The organism is Pseudofulvimonas gallinarii (assembly GCF_004343305.1).
GTDB classification, from domain to species: Bacteria; Pseudomonadota; Gammaproteobacteria; order Xanthomonadales; family UBA2363; genus Pseudofulvimonas; species Pseudofulvimonas gallinarii.
The window spans coordinates 56,679-81,337 of record NZ_SMAF01000013.1; the positions used below are offsets into that span (position 1 = coordinate 56,679).

General features: G+C 67.3%; 20 protein-coding genes and 3 tRNA genes. 11 read left to right on the forward strand and 12 right to left on the reverse strand.

Annotated elements, in window-relative coordinates; all coding sequences use genetic code 11:
* Window positions 1–339: 339 nt before the first annotated feature.
* The 6 genes from EDC25_RS09685 (at window position 340) to EDC25_RS09710 (ending at window position 8,892) form a co-directional block, all read left to right on the forward strand.
* Window positions 340–1,680 (forward strand): NTP/NDP exchange transporter, encoded by a 1,341-nt coding sequence (locus EDC25_RS09685; RefSeq protein ID WP_123521078.1) that lies wholly within the window; start codon window positions 340–342, stop codon window positions 1,678–1,680.
* The gene (locus EDC25_RS09690; protein ID WP_123521077.1) at window positions 1,677–2,624 is read left to right on the forward strand and encodes an aldo/keto reductase; all 948 of its coding nucleotides are present in this window, start codon (window positions 1,677–1,679) and stop codon (window positions 2,622–2,624) included. The genes EDC25_RS09685 and EDC25_RS09690 overlap by 4 nt, the downstream gene beginning before the upstream one ends.
* Window positions 2,625–2,700: 76 nt before the next feature.
* Window positions 2,701–2,775: transfer RNA gene (locus EDC25_RS09695), tRNA-Val, on the forward strand.
* Between the two features lie 154 nt (window positions 2,776–2,929).
* On the forward strand, window positions 2,930–3,688 hold the full coding sequence (locus EDC25_RS09700) for a hypothetical protein (RefSeq protein WP_123521076.1): 759 nt from the start codon (window positions 2,930–2,932) through the stop codon (window positions 3,686–3,688).
* Window positions 3,689–3,826: 138 nt separating this feature from the next.
* Window positions 3,827–4,333 carry a hypothetical protein gene (locus EDC25_RS09705; RefSeq protein WP_132577445.1) on the forward strand — a complete coding sequence of 169 codons (507 nt, stop codon included), beginning with the start codon at window positions 3,827–3,829 and terminating at the stop codon, window positions 4,331–4,333.
* A 779-nt stretch (window positions 4,334–5,112) separates the two neighbouring features.
* Window positions 5,113–8,892 (forward strand): PKD domain-containing protein, encoded by a 3,780-nt coding sequence (locus EDC25_RS09710; RefSeq protein ID WP_132577446.1) that lies wholly within the window; start codon window positions 5,113–5,115, stop codon window positions 8,890–8,892.
* Window positions 8,893–9,013: 121 nt separating this feature from the next.
* Here the strand turns inward: EDC25_RS09710 and uvrB are convergent, their stop codons facing one another.
* Complete coding sequence (gene uvrB, locus EDC25_RS09715) at window positions 9,014–11,053, reverse strand: excinuclease ABC subunit UvrB (RefSeq protein WP_123521073.1); 2,040 nt, start codon at window positions 11,051–11,053, stop codon at window positions 9,014–9,016.
* A gap of 73 nt (window positions 11,054–11,126) precedes the next feature.
* Between uvrB and EDC25_RS09720 the strand changes: the two genes are divergently transcribed.
* From EDC25_RS09720 to EDC25_RS09735, 4 genes are all read left to right on the forward strand, one after another.
* Entirely contained in the window at window positions 11,127–11,693 is a 567-nt protein-coding gene (locus tag EDC25_RS09720; RefSeq protein ID WP_132577447.1) for a GspH/FimT family pseudopilin, read from the forward strand.
* Window positions 11,694–11,822: 129 nt separating this feature from the next.
* Window positions 11,823–12,536 (forward strand): glycosyltransferase family 2 protein, encoded by a 714-nt coding sequence (locus EDC25_RS09725; protein WP_240639581.1) that lies wholly within the window; start codon window positions 11,823–11,825, stop codon window positions 12,534–12,536.
* A complete protein-coding gene (locus EDC25_RS09730) occupies window positions 12,533–12,922 on the forward strand; it encodes a DUF2304 domain-containing protein (RefSeq protein WP_123521071.1) in 390 nt (129 codons plus the stop codon). The genes EDC25_RS09725 and EDC25_RS09730 overlap by 4 nt, the downstream gene beginning before the upstream one ends.
* The gene (locus tag EDC25_RS09735) at window positions 12,903–14,069 is read left to right on the forward strand and encodes a glycosyltransferase (protein WP_205984870.1); all 1,167 of its coding nucleotides are present in this window, start codon (window positions 12,903–12,905) and stop codon (window positions 14,067–14,069) included. Before EDC25_RS09730 ends, EDC25_RS09735 begins: the two co-directional genes overlap by 20 nt.
* 418 nt (window positions 14,070–14,487) lie before the next feature.
* On the opposite strand, the gene EDC25_RS09740 is transcribed toward EDC25_RS09735, so the two are convergent.
* The 10 genes from EDC25_RS09740 to EDC25_RS09785 all read right to left on the reverse strand — a co-directional run bounded on the left by EDC25_RS09740 (window position 14,488) and on the right by EDC25_RS09785 (window position 23,888).
* The gene (locus EDC25_RS09740) at window positions 14,488–15,897 is read right to left on the reverse strand and encodes a hypothetical protein (protein ID WP_123521070.1); all 1,410 of its coding nucleotides are present in this window, start codon (window positions 15,895–15,897) and stop codon (window positions 14,488–14,490) included.
* On the reverse strand, window positions 15,894–17,081 hold the full coding sequence (locus EDC25_RS09745) for a hypothetical protein (RefSeq protein ID WP_123521069.1): 1,188 nt from the start codon (window positions 17,079–17,081) through the stop codon (window positions 15,894–15,896). The genes EDC25_RS09740 and EDC25_RS09745 overlap by 4 nt, the downstream gene beginning before the upstream one ends.
* Window positions 17,078–17,881 carry a ferritin-like domain-containing protein gene (locus EDC25_RS09750; RefSeq protein ID WP_123521068.1) on the reverse strand — a complete coding sequence of 268 codons (804 nt, stop codon included), beginning with the start codon at window positions 17,879–17,881 and terminating at the stop codon, window positions 17,078–17,080. The genes EDC25_RS09745 and EDC25_RS09750 overlap by 4 nt, the downstream gene beginning before the upstream one ends.
* A gap of 31 nt (window positions 17,882–17,912) precedes the next feature.
* Window positions 17,913–19,388: an amidophosphoribosyltransferase gene (purF, locus tag EDC25_RS09755; protein WP_123521067.1), complete on the reverse strand. Its 1,476-nt coding sequence runs from the start codon at window positions 19,386–19,388 to the stop codon at window positions 17,913–17,915.
* Between the two features lie 21 nt (window positions 19,389–19,409).
* On the reverse strand, window positions 19,410–20,021 hold the full coding sequence (locus EDC25_RS09760) for a CvpA family protein (RefSeq protein WP_123521066.1): 612 nt from the start codon (window positions 20,019–20,021) through the stop codon (window positions 19,410–19,412).
* A 10-nt stretch (window positions 20,022–20,031) separates the two neighbouring features.
* Window positions 20,032–20,946 (reverse strand): SPOR domain-containing protein, encoded by a 915-nt coding sequence (locus EDC25_RS09765; protein WP_123521065.1) that lies wholly within the window; start codon window positions 20,944–20,946, stop codon window positions 20,032–20,034.
* 76 nt (window positions 20,947–21,022) lie between these two features.
* A complete protein-coding gene (folC, locus tag EDC25_RS09770; protein ID WP_123521064.1) occupies window positions 21,023–22,324 on the reverse strand; it encodes a bifunctional tetrahydrofolate synthase/dihydrofolate synthase in 1,302 nt (433 codons plus the stop codon).
* Between the two features lie 38 nt (window positions 22,325–22,362).
* Window positions 22,363–22,605 (reverse strand): DUF3297 family protein, encoded by a 243-nt coding sequence (locus EDC25_RS09775; RefSeq protein ID WP_123521063.1) that lies wholly within the window; start codon window positions 22,603–22,605, stop codon window positions 22,363–22,365.
* 45 nt (window positions 22,606–22,650) lie between these two features.
* Window positions 22,651–23,529, reverse strand: a complete 879-nt coding sequence (accD, locus tag EDC25_RS09780; RefSeq protein WP_123521062.1) for an acetyl-CoA carboxylase, carboxyltransferase subunit beta — start codon at window positions 23,527–23,529, stop codon at window positions 22,651–22,653.
* Window positions 23,530–23,811: 282 nt separating this feature from the next.
* Window positions 23,812–23,888, reverse strand: a tRNA-Arg gene (locus tag EDC25_RS09785).
* Window positions 23,889–24,020: 132 nt separating this feature from the next.
* Between EDC25_RS09785 and EDC25_RS09790 the strand changes: the two genes are divergently transcribed.
* A tRNA-Asn gene (locus EDC25_RS09790) sits at window positions 24,021–24,097 on the forward strand.
* A 232-nt stretch (window positions 24,098–24,329) separates the two neighbouring features.
* On the opposite strand, the gene EDC25_RS09795 is transcribed toward EDC25_RS09790, so the two are convergent.
* Window positions 24,330–24,659: transposase (locus EDC25_RS09795; protein ID WP_207905711.1), on the reverse strand; the 330-nt coding region annotated here is incomplete at its 5' end.

Here is a 24,659-nt window from a genome sequence, read left to right on the forward strand (position 1 = left end):
ACAAAAAAGGCGCCAGCGCGCCTTCCGGGAGCAACGCGTCGGCAGTCGGTATCAGGCGGGGCTGTCGGTTCGCGTCATGGTGATCGTGTCCGTTCGGACTACGGCTCCTGTGCGGCTGGATGCGGCACCCTGCGGCGCCACGCGAAATCGGTGGAAATCTTACAGCGCGGCCGTAGACCGGACAACCGCGACGGCTCCCGCCCACCGGGAGCCCGCCGTCGGACCGGTCGCCGACGCCAAGCACCGTTTCATCGCGTTTGCAGCCGGACATGCCTTTCGGCGCTGGCCGGCTGGACGGGCACTCGCTAGGTTGTCCACGGACGACAGGGTGGATCCGGGATGCGCAGATACCTGCAACAGCTGTTCAACGTGCGTCGCGAGGAAGTGGTGCCGGTGCTCTGGGCCGGCTTCTATTTCTTCTGCGTCCTCACCGCGCTGATGATGCTGCGGCCGGCGCGCGACGCGCTGGGCATGCAGCGAGGCATCGAGTCCATACGCTGGCTGTTCGTGGGCACAGCGGTGGCCACCCTGATGGTCAATCCGCTGTTCGGCTGGCTGGTCAGCCGCTTCCGGCGCCTGCGCTTCATCGCCGCCAGCTACCTGTTCTTCGCCCTGAGCCTGGTCGGCTTCTACCTGCTGATCACGCTGGCGCCGGGTTCGATCGGCCTCACCAGCGGACAGGTATTCTACGTGTGGTTCAGCGTCTTCAACCTCTTCGCGACGATGCTGTTCTGGGCACTCATGGCCGACCGCTTCACGCTGGACCAGGGCAAGCGCTTCTTCGCCCTGATCGCGGTGGGCGGCACGCTGGGTGCCGTGTTCGGACCCTGGCTTGCGGGCCAGCTGGCACAACCGCTGGGCACCGCCGCCCTGCTGCTGATCTCGGCGGCGTTCCTGGTTCTGGCGCTCTTGAGCGCCTGGCGGCTGGCGGCCAGCCAGGCGCCAGGCGCCGACGCGCCGGCCGGTCAGGGCCGGCCGCACGCGGATGCACTCATCGGCGGCAGCGCCTGGGCCGGATTCAAGGCCGTGTTCAATTCACCCTATCTGGCCGGCATCGCCGGCTATGTGCTGCTGATGACGTTGATGGGCACGCTGTTGTATTTCACGCGCCTGCAGATGGTGGCGGCCCTGGGCGACGATACCGACCTGCGCACGACGATCTTCGCCAACATCGACATGATCACCCAGTTGGCGACGCTTTTGATCCAGGCCGTGATCGCCGGCCACCTGATGAAACGCATCGGAGTCGCCGCGACCCTGGCGCTGCTTCCGCTGACGATGGCGCTGGGCTTTGCCGGCCTGGTGATGGCCGGTTCGCTGGCGGCGCTGATCGTTTTCGAGGCCACTTTCCGGGCGATACAGCGCGCATTGACGCGGCCGGCACGGGAAACCCTGTACACGGTCGTCAGCCGCGAGGACAAGTACAAGTCGAAGGCGTTCATCGACACCTTCGTGTACCGTGGTGGAGACCTCGCCGGTGCGCAGCTCGAAGGCGCGCTGGCGAAGCTGGGCCTCGGCCTTGCCGCCCTGGCCAGCGTCGCCGTTCCACTGGCGCTGGCCTGGGCCGCGCTGGGCCTCTGGCTGGGCCGTTGGCAGTCCCGCTACGCATCGTCGCTGGCGGGCCCGCCGGCGGCACCGCCCACCCTCTCCGCTGCCGTCGATAGGAGTCCCTCACCATGAACCGACGCGACTATCTCAAGCTCTCGCTGGCCGCCGGTGCGGCGCTGACCTTCAATCCCGGCGCACTGTTCGCAAGCGGCGCCTCGGGCCGCGGCCCGCTGATCACGCGCGCGATCCCCGGCAAGGACGAACGGCTGCCCGTGGTCGGCCTGGGCAGTTCCGCCACCTTTTCCCGGGTCGCTGGCAGCGAGGACGCGCAAGCGCTGCGCGAGGTGCTGTCGGCGATGGTCGAACACGGCGGCACGGTCTTCGACACGGCGCCGAGTTACGGCGCCTCGGAGCAGGTGGCCGGCGCCATCGCCCGCGACCTGGGCCTGACCGACCGGCTGTTCTGGGCCACCAAGCTCAATGTCGCGCCGCGCGGCGGCGGTGCCGCCGATCCCGACGCGGCCAAGGCGCAGGTCGAGGCTTCGTTCGAGCGCGCCGGGAAGCGGCCCATCGACCTGATCCAGGTGCACAACCTGGGCGACGTGCCGGTCCAGCTCGGCCTGCTCAAGTCGCTTCGCGAGGCCGGGCGCGTGCGCTACATCGGCGTCACCACGACCTTCGCGCCGCAATACGGGCAACTGGAACAGGTGATGCGCGACGAACCGCTCGACTTCATTGGCATCGACTACGCCATCGACAACCGCACCATGGAGGAGCGCATTTTCCCGCTGGCGCAGGAACGCGGCATCGGGGTGCTCGTCTATGCGCCGTTCGGCCGGACGCGACTCTGGGAGAAGGTCAAGGACAAGGCCTTGCCGGAATGGGCCGCGGAATTCGACGCGACCTCGTGGGGCCAGTTCTTCCTGAAGTTCGTCGCTTCCCACCCGGCGGTCACGGTGGCGACGCCTGCCACCAGTCGCGTCCGTCACATGGTCGACAACATGGGCGCCGCCTACGGACGCCTGCCGGACGAAGCCATGCGCCAGAGGATGATCCGGCACATCGAGTCGCTCTGAACCGGCACCGGGCCACCGGATGAAAGTTGTGCTTGCCCTCCGGTCCGGGGCATTGCTATAGTTCGCGCCCCCGAACGGGCGCGTAGCTCAGCGGTAGAGCACTACCTTGACATGGTAGGGGTCACAGGTTCGATCCCTGTCGCGCCCACCAGGACACACGACCAGGCCCGCCATGTGCGGGCCTGTTTCGTTTCCGGGCACCGCTGCGTTTTTTTCCGTGCCGGCGGCGCGATAGCTTCGCCGGAGCGACTCCGTAGTGACGGTTTGAGCGGCCATTCCGGCCGCCATCGGAATCCGGAGGAGCCATGAGCCTGCGTATCCTTGCCGCCCTGCTCGCCGTCGCCCTGTGCGCGCCGACCGCCCGCGCCTACACCGTCGAGCCCCGCGGCTTCCCCGCCGAACCCTTCATCGTGCTGCCCTGGTGGAACGGCCTGATCTCCAGTATCGGGCAGAACTTCGCCTGCCTGACCAGTCCGCCCATCCTTGAAGTCCGCACGCAGGCCTACGCCGGCTACACCCTGCGGCCGCCGAATCTAACCCCGGCGGTCGGCGAGGTGTTCTACGTCCACCTGGTCATGAGCCATCCGGGCAATCCGTGCACGGGCAGCGCGGTCGGCCTCGAGCTCATCCTGCCGCCCGGCGTGCAGACCGCGACGTCGGCAAACGACCCCGCATTCTGCTTCGCCGTCCTGCCGGCCAGCCAGAGCAATCCCGCACCCCGCCTTCACAACCTTGGCCTGGATCCCGACTACGGTTGCCCGCAGTTCTTCCCTCCCGGTCTGGAGGGCTTACGCATCAGCGCACCCAATGGCGGCTTTGGTGGCGGCTCCTGGGGCATGCACCGTGGCTTCTTCCTGGAAATCCTGATTCCGCTCGTGTCGACGATCCCGCACCCGGGCACCCACCCGGTCCGGTTCCGCGTGAATCCCGACGTCGGCGTGGTCGGCTATCCGGCCACCCCGGTACTGCTGGTCAACAACGACGTGATCTTCCGCAGCTCGCAGGAAGACGTGTTGCTGACCCTCGACGTCTGCGGAACGACGCCGACACCGGTGGGATGCTGAACGCGGCAAGCGGTTGGCACATTCAGGCCCGTTCTGGCGAAGGATGGAATGAACCCCGTCGGCGCGGCCCCGTCAGCACTCGACGAAGTGCCGGCGCTTCAGACAGGCGTTCATTCCCCCCGCCAATGGAGAATGGAGATGTGCCGAGTCATTCCACGCCAGTACGCGCTGGCGCTGCCTGCAATGTTCGTCGCGGCATCCAGCACCATGTTCACCTGGTCCGCTGCCGCACAGACATGCGAAGCACCCCTGCTCCTGACGGAAGGGGTGAACCACGCGAATACCTGCCTGGCCACCAATTCACTCCCGGTATTGGGATCGCTGTGGATCCCCCATCGTGATGTCGTGTACGCGTTCACGATCAGCGCGGGAATGGGCAACGGCACCATCTCGGTTGACGCGGACTTCCCAGCCGTATTCCTGTTGGTGCCAGCACCCTGCAGCACGAGCAGCGAACCGGTCGCGGTGGCATTGCCCGGTGAACCCATGTTTATCGACGGCAGCCTCCCGCCAGGCGCCTACTATGTTGTGGCCACCGGAGAACCCGGCCTCGGTGGCGACATCTGTGGACTTGTCGCCTTGACGCCGAAGTGGCCGGGCGGTGTTTTCGATGTGATTTTCGTCGGGTCCTTCGAGTTCCATTGAATCCCCAGCCACCGCCTCAAGACAGCCTGGCGCCGCGCGGGGCACCCCGAAGCGATGGGGCGCGCTGCCGGCATCGACATCCGGATGCCAACGCCGCGCGGCAACCCCGGCATGAGGCGCGTCATGTCGCCTCGATTGTTTCCAGCCAGCGCACGCTGTGGAAACCCGTACAGAAGAGACGACAGATCACGCCTTCGAATGCGTTTACCCGGAAAGACGAAGGCTGCCGGGATGAAAAACACGGCCGCCGCTCCCGTGGTGCGGGCGGGTGCGTCCCCCAACGCCGCAATGGAAGATCGGCGTATCCAACTGCCGGACCCGCTGCCCGTGCATGGGTCGATCGTTCCCTGCGCCGTGCGGCCCCCTCCTGGCGAGCCCTCGCAGGCGCTGGGGCGGTGACTTCCTGATGGACCCGTAAACCAACACCGCGGCCGAAAAGCCGCTGTCACGCCGGCAAGCCCGATTGTCGCAACCGGCGAGACCCCAGGCGGACAAACTGCCGCCAACTCCTCGTCGACCCCCCCGTCGGCATTTGGCCGGTCGCACCTCCGCATGGGCGACCGGCCTTTTTCTTTTTCCGGCAGGCATCGATCAGCGCGTGTGATGCGCCGGATCACCTGTCCGCGGTCTGCGCATCGGCCTTCGCTGTCCAGAAGTTTTCCGGGCGCCAGGCCCGCGCCGGATGGACTGATAGTTTTTTTCCAGGTCTCGCGCTTTCCGTGGTTGAGGGGCACACCTCCTTCTCGGACATCACTGTCAGCACCACGGGGACCACCACCATGACCATCCGCCAGTTATCAATACGAACACCGGTCCGGCCGGCCCAGCCGCGCAACGGACAGACTCCGCAACGCACCCGGCCAGAGCTTGCGCGGAAGCTGGCCACGCTGTTCGCCGGCTTCCTGTGCCCGGTGCTTGCCGCCGCCGGGCTACAGGACCCGGCCAAGTCGCTGCCGCCCTTCGCGCCCAGCGCCGACATTCCCTGTGACGGAACCCCCTTCGGCTACCAGCTCACCCTGGGTCGCGACGCCGAGATGGTGACGCTGGTGCCGTACAACCAGGGCGCCGCCAACGGGGACCTGGGCCGGCTCCGCGAATGGGCCCTGGAGCGCCCCCCCGGCAACAACGATGCGCCACCCTTCCCGGTCATGGACACGATCTGGACCGTCCCGCACTTCGCCGGCACCGACCTGATGCATGCCCTGCGGACCGACCTCAATGGCGACGGCACTGACGAGGTCTGGGTCGCCGCCGGCTGGCCTGCCGGCAGCAACCACTCGATGGTCCGGATCGGCCAGTTCCAGCGCACCAGTCCCGACTCGAACCAGATCGACCTGGCATTTGCCAATGAACTGGGTACCTTCAGTGGAGGCCAGACCCAGTTTTCCAACCAGTTCGAGTTCGCCACCGGAAACGTCCTCGGCCACGACGACGGCATCCGGGACCTGGTGATGATGACGCGCATGCGCAACAACAACCATGTCCGCATTTCCGTTGCACCGGGCCGCGCCGACGGCGGTCTTGAGCCAGGCGGATGGCGGGTATGGACCTTCGTGCCGCCAACCTCACAAGTGGGCCAGGTGGGAATCGCCGTCGGCGACTTCCTGCTCAAGGGGCGTGACCAGATCGTCCTGGTCACGGAAACCGACCATGGCGGAAACGGCCTGAACCGCAAGCTCAATTACCATTTCCTGCAGGCGCAGGACGGCAGCCCCGACCTTGAGGTGCAGACGTTCACCACGCCTGTCAGCAACATCTTCGGCCACAGCAACGGCGACGACACCATCAGCAATACCGGCATCCGCAAGATGACGGTGGATGCCGGCGACGTGGCGGGAAGCGCGGCGGCGGAGCTGGTCATCCATATGGAGTACCTGCCGCAGGGATCCGATGGCAACGTAGTTGGACAGCGGGTCCACCACTTCCGGTACGTCCGCAACGCCAATGGCGACATCACCGGCATCGAAATGGCGCGCCCGGCCGGTGCACCGGCCCACGTGGACTACGACTACAGCCATATCGTCCGCACCCAGCATTCGACCTGGGGAGACTGGGCTGTCGCCGTGGGCAACGTCGACCATGACCCGAAGGCCGAAATCGTATTCACCCATGACGTGGTCCGCCAGGACACGCACTTCCTCGACACCAGTGTCTACAAGGTCGACTACCAGTTGACGGCGGCGTTCCGGTACTGGCGCAGCGGAAGGTCCGTCCGGTTTACGGACATCTCCGTGGGTGGTGGACCGGGCCCGTTCCCCTATTACGGGGGCAGCCGCTGGACATTCGGCGACGGCAATTCGTCCGACGACATCAATCCGGTGCACACATTCCAGAGCAATGGCGCGCGCACCGTGAGGCTCAACATCCAGCAGGACTGGAACGGAACCAATTCCTACTCTTACAAGGAGTTGACGATCAACATCGACGCCGACGCCAATGAAGGTGGTGGTGAACTCGATCCGGAACAGCTGCTGTTCCAGATCCAGAGGGATCCCGTGTACCGGGCGACGTACGCGCGGGACGAGAACAATTCGTCCCGGTTCAACCATGTCCATGTGTCGGTCGATGACATGAACCGCGACGGCATCCCCGAGATCATGTCGGTGGCCAGTTATGACCAGACCAGCTTCAGCCCCTCCGGCATGGTGCACTCGATCTGGAACCTGCAGAACGACAACAGCCTGGGACTGGTCCTGCAAGGCGAGCACCGCTTCGAATACGCCAGTGGCACGTACTCCAACAGTGGCGTGCACAAGGTCTTCGCACTCGGAGCGGATCTGGACGGCGATTCGGTCTTTGCGGAAGTGGGCACCGACTGTCGCCGCGTCGAAGAAACACAGGCGCGCAATCTGATCTGGATTCCGCCCCACTTCGAACGCCTGCAGGACGGCGCGTCGCGCTCGGCCAGCATCGGACGCACCACCGGTGGCGGCAGCTCGGTCGAAAGCCGGTACGGCACCTTCACCTCGCACGACGTTTCCGCCTACGTCGGTATCAATCTGGGCGTGGAGCCCCTCGGCCTGGGGGCCAACATCAAGGCCACGGCCGGCTACAACGTCCAGGCCGCCCACGGTGCGATGGTCGGCAGCGAGAACGCCCATGCCCTGTCGCAGGCGCATTCGCAGGAACAGGGCGACGGCCTGCTGGTCACCGAGACGAACCGTTTCAACTGCTACCTCTATGACGTCCGGCAGGCGAACGCCGGTGTCGATCCCGACAGCATGCTGCGCATTTGCGAACGCATTGTCATGAATGGGGCCACCGGTTCCATCAGCGCCAGCGACCCGGGGCACTGGGACCGCCACCTTCCGCTCGAATGGGCGCAGGTCAACAATGGCAATCCGCCGCCGTCATGGACGCCGCTGAACCGCGACTGGGCGAACATCGCCCTGTTCCGTCCCGTTTCCAGTAATGCCAGCTTCCTGCCCGGAGCCGGCGCGGAAAATGCAACGGATGGTCATTTCAGCACGCCGGTGAAATCGACGACCCGGGTTCAACCCTACGTCGAGATCGACCTGGGCGGGGTACACGACGTCACCAACATCCGCGTGTTCCCGGCGAACGGCGAGCTCGCCGCGGGCCTGCGCGGGTTCCGTGTCTACGCATCGACGACGCCAATGCCGGCGAACGGGATTCCGTCCGGTCCCGATGTGCGGGTCTTCCAGCCCGAGAACGTCATGGAGATGGTCTATGACCGCTGGAACATCTGGACGCGCCACCACACGGCGGGGCCGGATGGCGCCCAACCCGGCGATCCGATGCGCTTCCGCTACATCCGTCTCCAGCATCCGGGACCGGATCCGGTTGCCCTGGACCTTGGCCTGATCCAGGTGTTCGGCGACGTGCACCGCGACCCGCCTGTCTATCCAGCGGCGGTGTGCGACCCGACCCAGGGCGACGGCCTGTTCTACGCCAAGGTCTGGGATCCGGTGATTTCCCGCTTCCGCCAGATCGAGGTGCGCGGCTACATGCTGTGGACGGGCCGCGACACTGGCGGCGATCCGGTCTGGACGGAAGACAGCACCTTCCTGACCCGATGCACGAACCATGCTCCCCTGGCAACGTGGAATGTCTGGGGTCTGGAAACCCTGGGCGGCAGCGGCTCGCACAGCTGGAACCTCAGCGAGGCTACCACCGACATCATCGGCACTGACACCAGTTTCGAAAGCTCGCTGCGCGCGGGTGCCGAGTTCGAACTGACCACGGGCCTGCCATTCGCGTCGATCACCACCGGCGGCGCCTATGAATACACCAGCGGTGTCACGGAGGAACACTCCTCGACGACCTTCTGGACCTCGGAGCTGGAGATGGGCGGCGCCATGGCCGGCTTCACCGACCAGAGCCTGGCTGGGGCGTGCGCCTACAACGTCCGACCCTATGCGTTCAAGCTGACCGAGCGGTCCAACACCGGCTATGAGCACACGCTCTACGTCGTGGACTACACGGTGACGGACGATTACCCGACCGCCTGGACCCGACGCAACCTGCCGCCACGCTGTGGAAAGATCCCCGTTGCCGACAGGATCTTTGATGGCCACTTCGAGCGCGGCGAAGGCTGACCCTCCCATGCCAGGACCGGCGGCTGCGGCACGGCCCAGCCGCCGGTCTACTTTTCAACCCGGCACGATCGCATCCGTATCCGGATAAAGCATCCACGATGGTGGCCAATGCCCGACCGGCTCAACCGATCAGACTGGCCGCCTTGAGCTTCTGGATCTCGTCGCGGACGCGCGCGGCCTGTTCGAATTCCAGGTCCTGCGCATGCTTGAACATCTGCGCTTCCAGCTTCTTCAGTCGTGCGGACAGCTGTTGCGGCTCCATGGCGGCGTAATCGGTGACCGGTTCCGCCACCGCCGTCCCGAAGCGCTTGACGTGCTTGCCGGTCTTGCCGGCCCGCGTGTCGTCACGCGCGCCTTCCATGATGTCGGCGATTTCCCTGCGAACCGACTTCGGCGTGATGCCGTGTTCGGCATTGAAGGCGATCTGCCTGGCGCGACGACGCTCGGTTTCATCCAAAGCCAGGCGCATCGAGCGGGTGATGCTGTCCGCATACAGGATCGCCTTGCCGCGGACGTTGCGGGCGGCACGGCCGATGGTCTGGATCAACGAACCACTGGAGCGCAGGAAGCCTTCCTTGTCGGCGTCGAGGATCGCCACCAGCGACACCTCGGGCATGTCCAGGCCTTCGCGAAGAAGGTTGATGCCGACCAGCACGTCGAAGGTGCCAAGCCTCAGGTCGCGCAGGATTTCCATGCGCTCGACCGTATCGATGTCCGAATGCAGGTAGCGCACGCGCTGGCCGTTCTCGGCCAGGTACTCGGTGAGGTTTTCCGCCATGCGCTTGGTCAGCGTCGTCACCAGCACGCGGTCGCCCTCGGCGACGCGCAGCTTGATCTCGCCCAGCAGGTCGTCCACCTGCGTCCCGACCGGACGGACCTCGACCTCGGGATCGACCAGGCCGGTGGGACGAACCACCTGCTCGATCACCGCATCGCCGGAGTGTTCCAGTTCGTAGCGTGACGGCGTGGCGGAGACGTAGATCGTGCGCGGTGCGCGGCGTTCGAATTCGTCGAAGCGCAACGGCCGGTTGTCCAGCGCCGAAGGCAGCCGGAAGCCGAAGTTGACCAGCGTTTCCTTGCGCGCGCGGTCGCCCTTGTACATCGCGCCGATCTGCGGAATGGTCACATGCGACTCGTCGACGACCAGCAGGGCATCGGCCGGCAGGTAGTCAAAAAGGGTCGGCGGCGGCTCGCCCGGCTGCTGTCCGGTGAGGTGCCGCGAGTAGTTCTCGATGCCGTTGCAGTAGCCGATCTCGGCCATCATCTCCAGGTCGAACTGCGTGCGCTGGCCGAGACGCTGGGCTTCCAGCAACTTGCCCTGGTCGGTCAGTTCCTTCAGGCGGTCCGCCAGCTCGACCTTGATCGTTTCCACGGCCTGCAGCACGGTCTGCCGGCTGGTGACGTAATGCGACTTCGGATAGATGGTGTAGCGCGGAATGCGCCGCTTCACCTCGCCGGTGAGCGGATCGAACAGCGCCAGGTTCTCGATCTCGCCATCGAACAGCTCGATGCGCAGCGCCTCCTCGTCGTTCTCCGCCGGGAACACGTCGATCACCTCGCCCCGGACGCGATAGGTCGCGCGGCGCAGCTCGTGGTCGCCACGGGTGTACTGCAGTTCGGTCAACCGGCGGATCAGGTCCCGCTGCTCGATGCGTTCGCCGCGCACCATGTGCAGGACCATCTTGTAGTACTCCTCCGGATTGCCAAGTCCGTAGATCGCCGACACGGTGGCGACGATGATGGCGTCGCGGCGGCTCAGCAGCGCCTTGGTCGCCGACAGGCGCATCTGCTCGATGTGTTCGTTGATGCTGCTGTCCTTCTCGATATAGGTATCGGAGGACGGCACGTAGGCTTCCGGCTGGTAATAGTCGTAGTAGCTGACGAAATACTCGACAGCGTTGTGCGGGAAGAACGCCTTGAACTCGCCGTACAGCTGCGCCGCCAGCGTCTTGTTGTGCGCCATGACCAGCGTCGGGCGCTGCACCGCCTGGATGACGTTGGCGATGCTGAAGGTCTTGCCGGATCCGGTCACCCCCAGCAGCGTCTGGTGCGCCAGTCCGGCCTGGAAGCCCTCGACCATGCGCCGGATGGCCTCGGGCTGGTCGCCCGCCGGCTGGTAGGGCGAGACAAGCTGGAACCGGTCGGAATGTTCAATGCTCATTGCCGGGATTTTCCTACACATGGGACGGCAACATGCCGACGACGCCTGAACAGCGGTGACGGACCATGACCGCATGGACACGACACCGCACGCCCCGCTTTCCCAACCGCCCCGCCAGCGCGGCCTCAGCCTGGTGGAAATGGTCACGACCCTGGCTGTTGCAGCCATCCTCGCCGGCGCCAGCATTCCCGGCTTCCGCGACATGCAGGCGAACTCGCGGATGCGCTCGGCCAGCCACAGCCTGATTGCCGCTTTCCAGCACGCACGGATGCGCGCCGTATCGGAGGTCACCCAGGTCATCGTCTGTCCCAGCCTCGACGGCCGCCGCTGCAGCGGGGGACTGGACTGGCAGTACGGCTGGCTGGTCTACGACGACCACAACCGCAACCGGACGCTGGATCCGGGCGAGCGCGTCACCGCCGGCCACGGCCCACTGCCCGCCGGCGTGATGGGCCGTGCCACGGTGGGGCGACCCCTGATGGTCTACCGAAGCGATGGCAGCGCCTTCGGCAATCCGATCACGGTCACGCTGTGTGACGGACGTGGCTGGCGACAGGGCCGCGCGATCATCGTCAACCAGGGCGGCCGCGCCCGTACCGGCCCGGCGGAAGCCAGCCGATGCCCCACGGCGACCGGATAGCGCCCCGACCGGCCGTGTTCGAGACGGCGGGCTTGCCCGCACCCGCCACCCCGCGCCCGCCGGCCTGGCCGGCCGACGGGCCTTCCTCCGGTTTGACACTTCGGCAAGCGGGCCGGGACAATCGACCGCTTGCCACTTTCCTCCTGCCGTGTGCGCCCGACCTGCCTGATCGTCATTCCAGCCCTCAACGAGTCCGCGACCATCGCGGAGGTGGTGGCATGCACGCGGGCGGCGATCGATTGCCCGATCCTGGTGGTATCCGACGCCTCGAAAGACGACACCGCCGATCGCGCACGCGCCGCCGGCGCCGAAGTCCTGGTGCTGCCGACGCGACTGGGCGCGTGGGGTGCGATCCAGACCGGGCTGCGCTGGGCCTGGCGGCAGGGCTACACGCAGGTGCTGACGCTGGATGCCGACGGCCAGCATCCGCCGGAAGCCCTGCCCCGGTTGCGTGAACGCCTGGCTGTTTCCGACGTGGTCATCGGCACCTGCCCGCAACGCCTGAGCCTGGCCAAGCGCATCGCCTGGGCCTATTTCCGGATGCTGACGCGCCTGCGCGTGATCGACGTCACCTCCGGGCTGCGCGCCTACGGCGAGTCGGCCATCTCGCTGCTGGCCCGGCCGGAAGCCAGCCTGCTGGATTACCAGGACATCGGCGTGCTGCTGCTGCTCTCCGGACAGGGCCTCAGGCTGGAGGAACTGCCGGTCGCGATGCAGCCGCGCCAGTGCGGACGGTCGCGCGTGTTCTCCAACTGGTTCCAGGTCAGCCGATACATGATCCACACCACCGTGCTGTGCCTGGCACGCATCAAGCGCCGCCTGCCGGCCGGAGCGCCGTCATGACGCTGTCGATCCTCAGCCTCGTCGTCGGGTTGAGCCTGGCCGGGACCATCCTGTTCCTGGTCCGGCGCGACCACCTGCACGGGCCCTACGCGCTCGGCTGGCTGCTGCTGGCCGTGCTCATCATCATCGTCGCGATCGTTCCGGCCAGCATCGACTGGGTCGGACAGGCGGTCGGCATCTATTACCCGCCCATCCTGCTGTGCCTGCTGGCGATCGCGGCGCTGCTGATCAAGAGCCTGGTCTCCGACCTGGAGCGTTCACGACAGGAGCGCACCGTGCGCCGGTTGAGCCAGAAGCTGGCCATCCTTGAACAGGAACTGGCCGAACTTCGCTCGCGCCAGGGATTGCCCCCGGTCCGCCGCGACCATGACAGCGACGGCGGCTGAGCGCGGCGATCCGCTGCGCGTCCTGCATCTGGGCAAGTTCCTGCCGCCCTGCCCCGGCGGCATCGAGCGTTTCCTCGGCGAACTCATGCCTGCACTGCGCCTGCACGGCGTCGCCAGTGCCGCACTGGTCCATGCCGAGCCGGGATACACCGGACCGATGCTGCGACGCCAGGGCCGCTCGCCGGCACTGCGCACACCGGTCCTGGCCACCCCGGCGTTCACGCCGGTCAGCCCCTCGTGGCCGATGCGCCTGCAAGGCATGACCGGGCGCTGGAAACCGGACCTGTTGCACCTGCACCTGCCGAACCCGTCCGCGTTCTGGGCCCTGATGCTGCCGTCGGCGCGCAGGCTGCCCTGGATCGTGCACTGGCACGCCGACGTTCCCGTGGACGCGTTGGACTGGCGCCTGCGCGCCCTATACCGGATCTATCGCCCGCTGGAAACGGCGGTGCTCCGCCGCGCCCGTACGATCATCGCCAGCAGCCACGCCTATGCGGCGTCAAGCCAGCCGCTGCGGCGCTGGCAGGACAAGGTGGTCGTGCATCCGCTGGGCCTGCCGGATCGGGCCACGGCGTTGAAAGAATCAGCACTTTGGCCCGACGGAACCCGCCTGCGCCTGCTGTTCGTCGGCCGTTTCAGTTACTACAAGGGCATCGAGCACCTCGTCGACGCCATGGCACGGGTTCCCGACGACGTGCGGCTGGTCCTTGTCGGCGACGGCGAACGCCGCGGCGCCATCGAGCAGCGGATCAGCGAACGCGCGCTCGCCGGCCGCGTCCAGTGCGTCGGCCATCTCGACGACGCCGCGCTGGACCGTGCCGTCGCCAGTGCCGACCTGCTCTGCCTGCCGTCGATCGAACGCAGCGAAGCCTTCGGCCTGGTGCTGCTGGAAGCGATGCGCGCCGGTACCGCCTGCCTGGCGACCGCGGTCAAGGGCAGCGGCATGGCCGAGGTCGTCGGCGACCAGGCCGGTGTGATCGTGCCGCCCGGGGATCCGGCGGCACTGGCCGAAGCCATCACGCAACTCGCGCAGGATCGCGCGCGTCTGGCGGCGATGGCGGCGGCAGGACGGCAGCGTTTCGTCACCCGCTTCGGTATCGATGCGGTCGCCAGCGCCCTGTCGGCGACCTACCGCGCCGCACTGTGAAAAGCAGTACCTGACGCGTCCTCCGATCGCCCCGTCTTGGGCCAGCCCTGACCTGGGCTTGTTCCGGGCCCGGCTCGCGCTCGCGTGCCCCGGACGGCAACCGCCAGGGCGATAACGGCGATAACGGCGAAGCCGGCTTCGCCAGCATCATGGGCCGTCGGCCCCACGCCCTCGGCCCCGCCGCGTCCAGACCCGGGCCGTCGCACTGCCCAAGCTGGCGAGGACACGACCGCGACAGCGGGATGCCGGCGTGGCGACCGTGCGAACACGCGAGGCACTGCGGCCGGAAGCGGCCACAGGTCGGCATTCCATCGCCGCCACCACGACACTCCACACCGCGTAGGGGGATGGCCGCGACCACGGTCGACAAGGACCCATCGAGCATGCGGACGACTTCCCGGCCGTCCGCCGAAGAAGATCAGGCTGCGCCGGTTCCAACCATCCGTGGAGCCGCCTGGCGACGACGCATCAACAGCACCATGAAGCTGACCGCCAGCGGCGCGATATGCAGCACCAGCCGGTTGATCGCGGTGAAGCTCTCCGCCCATCGACCGGCTTGCGTGCACAGGAACAGCACCAGCAGCAGACCCAGTCCACCGGCCAGCAGCAGCCCGACGCCCACCATGGAGGGATTCGCCAGCATGGCGCGTCGACGCCAGATCACCACCAGCGGCAACAGGTACCACAGCAGATGCCAGTTGTATTGCGTGAACAGGCCTGCGCCGGTGGCGGTCAGGACATTGTTGACGCTGCCGCCCTGGCCGAGCGAGAACAGTTCGATGGTCTGGCGCAGCCACGGCAGCTGCCACCACCACGACACCCCGAGCAGCACGGCCACCCAGGCCAGCACGGTTCCCGTGCGCAGGACCAGGCGCCGGCCACGCAGGCCGAACCACAGCATCAGCGCCAGCACGCCTGCGGTCCAGACCATGCCTTCCAGCTTGATCGCCGGCAGCAGCGCGGCCAGCAGGATCGCGAGCAGCAGCTGCCGGCGGTTGCCTTCCTCGCGCCAGCGCAGCGTGGCAAGAACGGCAAAGGCGAACAGCGTGGCCACCCAGAGGTCGGCGTAGCCGGGCAGCGCCGCATGGACATTCGCCAGCGGCAGCGACGCCAGCACGTAGGCACCGGCAACCGCGGTCAGGGGCGGTACCGACAGCGCCCGCCACTGGCCGTAGCAGCCGGCCAGCAGGGCCAGCCACAACGTCGGCCAGACCAGGTTGATGACCGGCTCGTGCCAGCCACCCGCCGACGAACCCATCCAAACCTGCAGCCAGCTCAGCAGTTCGGGGTAGTCATGCGCCAGCGACGTGCGGACGCTGCCATCTGCGACGTCCAGCCAGCGCGGGCCGTCCACGAACGGCAAGGCTTCGGCACCGAGCAGCCAGGCCTTGGCCTTGGCGCTCCACGCCAGCCACGCGTCCCATCCGAACAGCGGACGCAGCCAGGCTTCCTGGTAGAGCCAGGTCGCACGCACGGCGATCAGCAACAGGAGCACGGCCATGACCGGCAAGGCCCAGCGCGCCGGAACGAGGTCGTCGATGACCGCACGCCCAGGCCGTGCCACGGTTTCCGGCACCCGCGCCAACCCGATCACCAGCAACAGGACCGGCAACAGCAGGACCGGCCACCACCACAGCCCCTCGGGCAGGTTGCGCCATCCGAAAGCGCCCGGAAAGGCGACGACCGCCGCACAGGCCAGAAGGCCCAAGGGCACGGCATGTCCCAGCGTCGCCAGCCAGGCCGAGGGCGAACGCGGCCGCCCCGAAAACACCCGCATGACGAGCACGCCGGTCGACAACGCCAGCAGCCAGGCCAGGATCACACTCATCGCCCGGCCCCCAGGAAACGGTACACACGCAACGGCCCCAGGTCGAACAGCTCGACGGCCGGCAGCTGTTCGCCGCCACCGACCAGCACGCCGTTGGCGGCATCGAAGCTCAGGCGTTGCACGTTGTAGAGCACGAGGATCGCGTCGGCGCGCTGCGCGGCCGTACCGAGCCCCACCATGTTCACCGGTGCGACATTCATCGGCAGCAGGTGGTAGAGCAGGCGCGCGCGCTGGAAATCCGAGCCGGCATCGACGAACACGCGCAGGTTGCGGTCTTCCCGGCCAAGCACGCGACGAACCATCTGCGCCGAGTCGTAAAGCACCTGGTCGGGCAGGCGACGCTGTCGCTCTTCCGCCGACAGGCCCGAATAGATCTCCTGCGTCGAGGCATGGCGGGCATGGAAACCGTGCAACCAGCGCAGGTCCAGCAGCAGCCAGCCGAGGGCGACGATCACCAGCGCCGGCCTGAGCACGGTCGCACCGCGCCAACCCAGTACAAGGATGCCCAACAGCAGTGCCGCGGCGGCGCACAGCACGACGGGTGCAACCAGTGAGCGTCCCTTGGGCAGCGCAGAGTCCGGCCCCAGCGCGCTCAGCGACAGCAGCGCCCAGTTGCGGGCGCCGAACCAGTCCTGCATGCGCGCCGCCCAGGCCCCCTGCCAGGACGGCGACCACAGTTGCGCTTCCACCAGCGTGAACGGCCGGAACGCAGAGGCCGGCGGCACCGACTGCGGCCCCGGATACTGCGCGAACCCCAGCTCCACCACTTCCCCCTGCCAGGCACCGATGGCGGACAGGTCGACGGCGCCGACACCCGACACCACGGTCGGGATGGTCACGGTGCGTACGTCGCCAGGCTGCTCGCGCGTCCGGAAAACCAGCACCAGTTCAAGGTTGCGCGGGAAATCGTCGAAGCGGTAACGCAGGACGGAGAAGTCGTCGGCTCGAATGCCGCGTAGCGGCCGCACCTGCAGCGCACCCTCATCGACATCCATGGACCGGATGTCCAGGCCTCCCTCGCCCTGCGCCGCCTGCCCGATCACCGGCATGAAGCTGCGCCCCGCCAGTGTTTCGACCTTCGCCGGCGTGAACGGCGAAGACAGCGGCAAGGGCATCAGCACGGCCAGCACGACCAGCCATGCCATCAGGACCAGCGCGACGTAGAGCAGCCGGCGCCGTGTCATGCCGTGGTCATCCTTTCAAGGCCTTCCAGTTCGGCGGTGGAGAATCCGGCGGCGATGCGGGCGTCGCGGTTGAAGGGTTGCTTCAGCGCCGGGCGCTGGCTGCGCATCAACGCTTCGAAATGCGATTCCGGTTCCAGCCCCTGGCGGGCGCAGCACCAGTGGAACCAGCGCGTGCCGGCGGCGACATGCGCGACCTCCTCGCGAAGGATCACTTCCAGCACGGCGACGGTTTCGGCATCACCGACGCTGCGCAGGCGTTCGATCATGCCCGGCGTGACGTCCAGGCCGCGCGCTTCGAGGACGCGCGGCACCAGCGCCATGCGCAGCAGGCAGTCGCCATCGGTGCGCAGCGCCATTTCCCACAGACCATTGTGGGCATCGAAGTCGCCGTACAGGCAGCCGTAGTCGGCCAGCCGGCGCGAGAGCAGGCCGAAGTGGCGCGCCTCGTCGTGGGCGACGCCGATCCAGTCGTCATAGAACGCGCGCGGCATGTCGCGGAAGCGGTACACCGCGTCCCAGGCCAGGTCGATGGCGTTGAATTCGATATGTGCGATGGCGTGGATCAACGCCGCGCGTCCTTCGGCACTGCCCAGGCCGCGCTGCGGCAGCTCCCGCGGCGGCACCAGGCGGGGCCGTTCCGGCCGGCCCGGTTGCGCGATCCGCTGCGGCGGAGTCGTTACCGGTTCGACGGAAAGCCGTCCGTCGCGCCAGGCCGCGACAGCGGCCTGCGTCAAGGACAGCTTCTCGGCCGGCTGCGCCGCCATCAGGCAGCGCCACGCCGCGTCGAACACGGATTCCATCTGCACGTCGTCCCCTGTGGAAGTTCGCTGCTCAGCCGGACAGGCGGCGCGCTTCCTTGGCTTCGTCGGAGCGGCTCAATTCCAGCTCGCGAAGATAGTTGGTTTCCACGCCGGTGACATATTCGCCATTGAAACACGAGGTATCGAAACGCGGCAGGTCGGCGCGCTCGCCACGCACGGCATCCACCAGGTCGCCGAGTTTCTGATAGACCAGCCAGTCACAGCCCAGCAGCGTCTGCACCTGCTTCTTGGTGCGACCGTGGGCGATCAGTTCCTGCGACGACGGCATGTCGATGCCATAGACATTCTGATAGCGGACCGGCGGCGCGGCGGAGGCGAAATAGACCTTCTTCGCACCGGCATCACGAGCCATCTGGATGATCTGTCGCGACGTGGTGCCGCGCACGATCGAGTCGTCGACCAGCAGCACCACCTTGTCCTTGAATTCCTGGGTGATGGCATTGAGCTTGCGGCGTACCGACTTCGCGCGCTCGCCCTGCCCCGGCATGATGAACGTGCGTCCGATATAGCGGTTCTTGACGAAGCCTTCCCGGAAGGGAACATCCAGGCGCGCTGCCAGCACCAGCGCGGCGCTGCGCGCGGTATCCGGGATCGGCATCACCACGTCGATGTCATGGTCGGGGCGCAGTTGCAGGATGCGTTCGGCCAGGCGCTCGCCCATGCGCACGCGCGCCTGGTACACCGAGATGCCTTCGATGATCGAATCGGGACGCGCCAGATACACGTACTCGAAGATGCACGGCGCCGGCATCGCCTCGGCGCACTGGCGCGTGTGCAGGCTGCCGTCGTAACCGATCAGCACCGCTTCGCCCGGGCGCACTTCGCGCAGCAGCTCGAAACCGAGGATATCCAGCGCCACACTTTCCGACGCCACCGCGTATTCCATGCCCTGCGCGGTCCAGCGCTGCCCCAGCACCAGCGGGCGGATGCCGTGCGGATCACGGAAGGCGACAAGGCCATGGCCAAGGACCAGCGCCACCACGGCGTAGCCACCGCGACAGCGCGAATGCACGCCGGCGACCGCCTTGAAGACCTGGTCGCGGGTGACGTCCAGGCGATCCTGGATCGCCAGTTCATGCGCGAACACGTTGAGCAGCACCTCGGAGTCCGAGGACGTATTGATATGCCGGCGATCCTGCGCGAACAGCTGCTGCCGGATTTCCTCGGCATTGGTCAGGTTGCCGTTGTGCCCCAGCGCGATGCCGTAGGGCGAGTTGACGTAGAACGGCTGCGCCTCGTCGGCGCTCTCGGCACCCGCGGTCGGATAACGGCAATGGCCGATGCCGGCGGAACCGGTCAGCCGCGACATCTCCGGCGGCGTGAACACATCGCGCACCAGACCATTGCCCTTGTGCAGGCGCAGGCGCGGTCCATCGACGGTGGCGATGCCGGCGGCGTCCTGGCCGCGATGCTGGAGGACGGTCAGGCCGTCATAGAGGGCGGCCGCGACATCCGACTTGCCGACGATTCCAATGATTCCGCACATGATGCTTGCGCTCCGGGGGATTCAGAAACCACCGGCCGACCGGTGTTCGTGGGTGGGCGTGGCGGCAGGCGCCGCGCGTTCGGGCGGTTCCGGCTTCGGCTTCGCTTCCAGCTTCACCGGCAGCTGCTCCGGTGGCGACAGCGCCTGCAGCGATGCCAGCGTATCCGGCAGCTGCTCGCGAACCCATCCTGCCAGCGGCTCGAAACGAGGGATCAGCTGCGATTCCTGCCACCACGGGTCACGCGGCATCGGTGTATACCCGAGCAGAAGGACCAGTACCGCCACCAGCAGGCCGCCGCGCAGCAGTCCGAAACCCAGCCCCAGCATGCGGTCCGTGCCGCTGAGGCCGCCGCCGCGCAGCAGTCGCGTCACCAGCCACGACAGCAGTGCGAAAACGACGAAGACCAGCAGGAACACGGTGGCGTAGCCGAGGGCGACGCGCACCGATGGCACGTTGATCCAGTCGGCGTAGAACGCCGCGACGTCGGCACCGAAAAGGATCGCCGCCGTGACCGCCGCGATCCAGACGATCAGCGACAGCACCTCGCGGATGAATCCGCGCCACAGGCCGATGACGACCGAGACCAGGAGGATGGCCACGATCACCCAGTCGGCACCATTCAGTGCGGACACGCGCGCCGCCTCAGCCGGAGTGGGCGACGATCATGCCGTCGAGACGCTGGCTGCTCTTCAGTTTCTGCTTCTGCGCCTCGGCCTCGGTGCGCCGCACATAGGGACCCACGCGCACGGCCCAGCTTTCGCCGCGGCGTTCGACGAACGCCGGGTAGCCGGCGCCGCGCAGGCGCTCGCTAAGCTGGTTGGCGTTGGCCTGTGTGCTGAATGCACCGACCTGCACCGCCCATGCACCGGCGCCGCTCACGGCGGTGGCCGGCGCGTCGGCGGTCGGCGTACTGTCGCTTTCCTCGATGGTCGGTCGCGCGTCCGGAACGGCGGCGATCAGCAGTTGCCGGGCCTGTTCGGCCTGGGCACGCGTTGACCATGGCCCGGCACGCAGGCGGATCAGTTCACGGCCTTCCCGGGTGACCGTATCGCGCGCGACGTCGATGCCGCGCCCACGCGCCGCATTCACCACGCGGTCGGCATTCGCGGCCTGGCCATAGCTGCCAAGGCCCACCCAGAAACGCCCGCCGGCGCTGGCGGCGGGCGCCTGCTGCCTTGCAGGCGCGGATGCCGGCGCGGGCGTACTGGCGGCAGTCGCTGGCGCGGTCGCTGCAGGTGAGGCAGGCCTCGGCGCCGAGGCCGGTGCCGGTGTCGGCGCCGGCTGGACATCTTCTTCCGGCGCGGCATCGACCTGGCCCCGGGGCGGCACTTCGACGGCAACGATGGCCGACGGATCGACGCTGTCGCCGGCACTGGTACCGAGCGGCAGGCGGACCTCCGACATGTCACGGTCGGGTGGCGGCGGCAGATCCAGGGACAGCGTCTGCCCAGCCTGTTGTCCCGGCGGCGGCCCGGCCAGGAACATCGGGAGGAAGATCGCCGCGGCGATGATCAGGATGCTGGCGCCGATCAGGCGCTTCTTCAGGGTCTGCTCCATGTTCGCCAGTATAACCGCGCCCGCTGATGCGTCACCGCGCGCGCCAGCACACCGGACGTGACCGCGGGCACACGGTTCAGGCGTCGGCGCCCAGCGCCTTCATGGCTGCGGTGACGGTCAGGAACGAGCCGAACACCAGCACCCTGCCCTGTTTCCCGGCGCCGCCGCGTGCCGATTCCAGCGCAGCGGCGACGTCGTCGTGGGTGGATATACGGGCGCCGGACAGCGGCCCGGACACGCGTCCGGCCAACGCTTCCACGGACAGCGCGCGCGGGCCACCCTCCGGCAGGCCGGCAAGATGCCAATGGCGCACATACGGTCGAAGGGCGGACACGACGCCGGCGATGTCCTTGTCCGCAAGGCCCGCGTACACCGCATCGGTGGCCGGGCCATCCCCCTGGGCACCCAGCCAGTGCGCCAGCACCTGCGCCGCCTGCGGGTTGTGGCCGACGTCCACCAGCACATCCGGGTCGCGGGCGACACGCTGCAGCCGGCCACGCAATCGCGCCTGCGCCAGGCCAGCCGCGGCGCGGCGCGCTTCCAGGGTGCCCAGGCCGCCCGCGTCGGCGTCGAGTGCGAGCAAGGCGGCCAGCGCGGTCGCGGCATTGTCGTGCTGGACCGGTGCGGACAGCGGCAATGCCGGCAATGGAATGGCAGCGTCGCCAGCCAGTGGCGCGGAAAGGAACTGCGCGGTTTCGCCCTGTTCCGCTGACGCCGGGAGCACATCGAAATCGACGCCCAGCCTGAGGATGCGCGCGCCGATCGCGGCGGCGGTCTCGACCAGTGCCGGCACCGCCTCGCGCTCGCCCACCACCAGTGGGCGGCCCTTGCGTGCCACCGCTGCCTTTTCTCGCGCGATCAGGTCGCGGGTGTCGCCCAGCCAGTCCTGGTGGTCGAGCGCGACCGTGGTGACGACCGCGACATCCGCGTCGATGATGTTCACGGCATCCAGGCGACCACCCAGGCCGACTTCCAGTACGGCAAGATCGAGGCCGGCCTCGGCCATCAGCAGCAGCGCCGCAAGGGTGCCGGTTTCGAAGTAGGTCAGGCTGATTCCGTCGCGGGCGGCTTCGATGCGCTCGAAGGCGGCGACGATGCCGGCATCACCGGCATCGGTGCCGTCGATGCGGATGCGCTCGTTGTAGCGCAGCAGGTGCGGCGAGGTGTAGGCACCGACGCGCAGCCCGCAAGCGCGCGCAGCCGCCTCGATGAACGCGACCGTCGAACCCTTGCCATTGGTGCCCGCGACGGTGATGACGCGGGTCGCCGGCCGCGGCGCGCCCAGCGCCTTCCAGACGGCGCCAACGCGCTCCAGTCCCATGTCGATGCCGCGCGGGTGCGCGCGCTCCAGGCGCGCCAGCCACTGCTCGAGGTCCATGGGCGCTGAACGCCGCGGATCGGGGCGTTTGGCGGGACTCAGGACTGCTCGAGCAGGAAAGGCTCGACGTCGCCCTTGAGCTTGATCGTCATCGGACGACCGCGGCGGTCCAGCGACTTGCCGAAGGTGACGCGGATCCAGCCTTCGCTGACGCAGTACTCCTCCACGTCCTGGCGCTCGGCGCCATTGAAACGGATGCCGACGCCGCGCTCGAGAAGGTCGGCGTCGTGGAACGGGCTGCGCGGGTCGCTGCTCAGGCGGTCTGGCATTTCCTGGGACATCTTGGGGTTCCGTCGGATCGGTAATCAGTGGGTAGGAACGGCCGCTCAGGCAGCGTTCGACAGTGGCGCCGGCTGGCCCTGCAGCAGTGCGAGCAACTGCGCGACGCGGTCGCGCATGCGGCGGCGATCGACGATCTGGTCGATGGCGCCATGCTCGAGCAGGAATTCGCTGCGCTGGAAGCCTTCCGGCAGGGTCTCGCGCACGGTCTGCGCAATCACACGCGGACCGGCGAAGCCGATCAGCGCCTTCGGCTCGGCCAGGTTGATGTCACCCAGCATCGCCAGCGACGCGGAAACACCGCCGGTCGTCGGATGGGTCATCACCGAAATGTAGGGCAGGCCCGCTTCGCGCATCTTCGCGATCACCGCCGAGGTCTTCGCCATCTGCATGAGCGAGAACAGGCCTTCGTGCATGCGTGCGCCGCCGGTGGCCGAAAAGCAGACCAGTGGAATGCGCTCTTCGAGCGCCACTTCGCCGGCACGCGCGAAGCGTTCGCCGACGACAGAGCCCATGGAACCGCCCATGAAGGCGAACTCGAACGCACAGGCCGCAAGCGGCCGGCCATGCAGCATGCCGCGCATCGCGACCAGGGCATCCTTCTCGCCTACATTTTTCTGTGCGGCGACCAGGCGGTCCTTGTACTTCTTGCCATCGCGGAAACGCAGCGGATCATCCGGTTCCAGACCGGCGGCGATCTCGACGGTGCTACCGGCATCGAAGAAGGCTTCCAGGCGCGCACGCGCGCGGATCGGCCGGTGATGGTCGCACTTCGGGCAGACATGGAGGTTGCGCTCCAGCTCCGGCAGGTACAGCGCCGTGCCGCAACCTTCGCACTTCTCCCACACGCCCTCCTTGACACCGCGACGCGGACCATTGGTCTCGGTGCGGATCCGCGAAGGCATGAGTTTCGACAACCAGTTCATAGATCGTGGCTATGGCGATGGACAGAAGCGGAACCTTAGCGCGAAGGCCGTCCCGGAGCCAGTCGGCGGGCGCCAGGAGGCGCACGGCGCCACCTTCCCGCAGACACCGCACTGGCTGCCAGGACGACGGCGAAGACGCCGCACGCATGATCGCGGAGCACACGCCTGCGCAAGCGCGGTCGACACGCGATCGGCAAACTGAAGCAACGAAATTCCTGGGGCGAAATCCTGCAGCCGAAAAAAAACGAAGGCCAGTCTTTCGACTGGCCTTCGTTCTTCGTATGGCGCGCCCGGAAGGATTCGAACCTCCGACCACCAAGTTCGTAGCCTGGTACTCTATCCAGCTGAGCTACGGGCGCGAGGCGGCGAATTATGGGGAAGCGCCCACCACCCGTCAACCCCTTTGATGAAGAAAACCTTCATCGACGCGAAAGCCGTCCCGACCTCTTGCCAAACCACGAAGTTGTCGGCACAATTTCGCGCCTGACCGTTCCCGAGTAGCTCAGCCGGTTAGAGCACCTGACTGTTAATCAGGGGGTCGTCAGTTCGAGCCTGACCTCGGGAGCCAGCATTCGAAGGCCCGCAGAAATGCGGGCCTTCTTTCGTTTCCGGCAGCCGTAACGCCCCGCTCGCCCGGCATTGTGCGCGGGACAGGGAAGCCGTATGGCCAGTTCCGGGTTTTCTGAGCTGCCTGCGCGGCAGCGAACGGCATGCTGGGCTACTCGCCGATCTTCCCGATGATCGTGTCCCAATCCGTGGTGTAACAGTCGTCATCGCGCCGACATGGGCGTCGGCTTTGGTCAACTGGCCACGGCTGGCAAGTTGACGGTGGAAGTGTCGCCGATGGTGGCCAAGGTTTCCAGCGTCAGGTAGCGGCGCTGTATGGTCCATTCATCGGTTTGTTCGAGCAGCAGCGCCCCGACCAGGCGGTAGATCGCCGCTTCGTTGGGGAAGATGCCGACCACCTCCGTCCGCCGCTTGATCTCGCCGTTGAGTCGTTCCAGCGGGTTGGTGGAATGCAGCTTGGCGCGGTGCTCCCTCGGGAACGTCATGTGGGCCAACACGTCGTGTTCGGCCCGGTCCATCAGCTCGGCAGCCTTCGGGAACCGCGGCCGCAGCTGCTCGGTGAC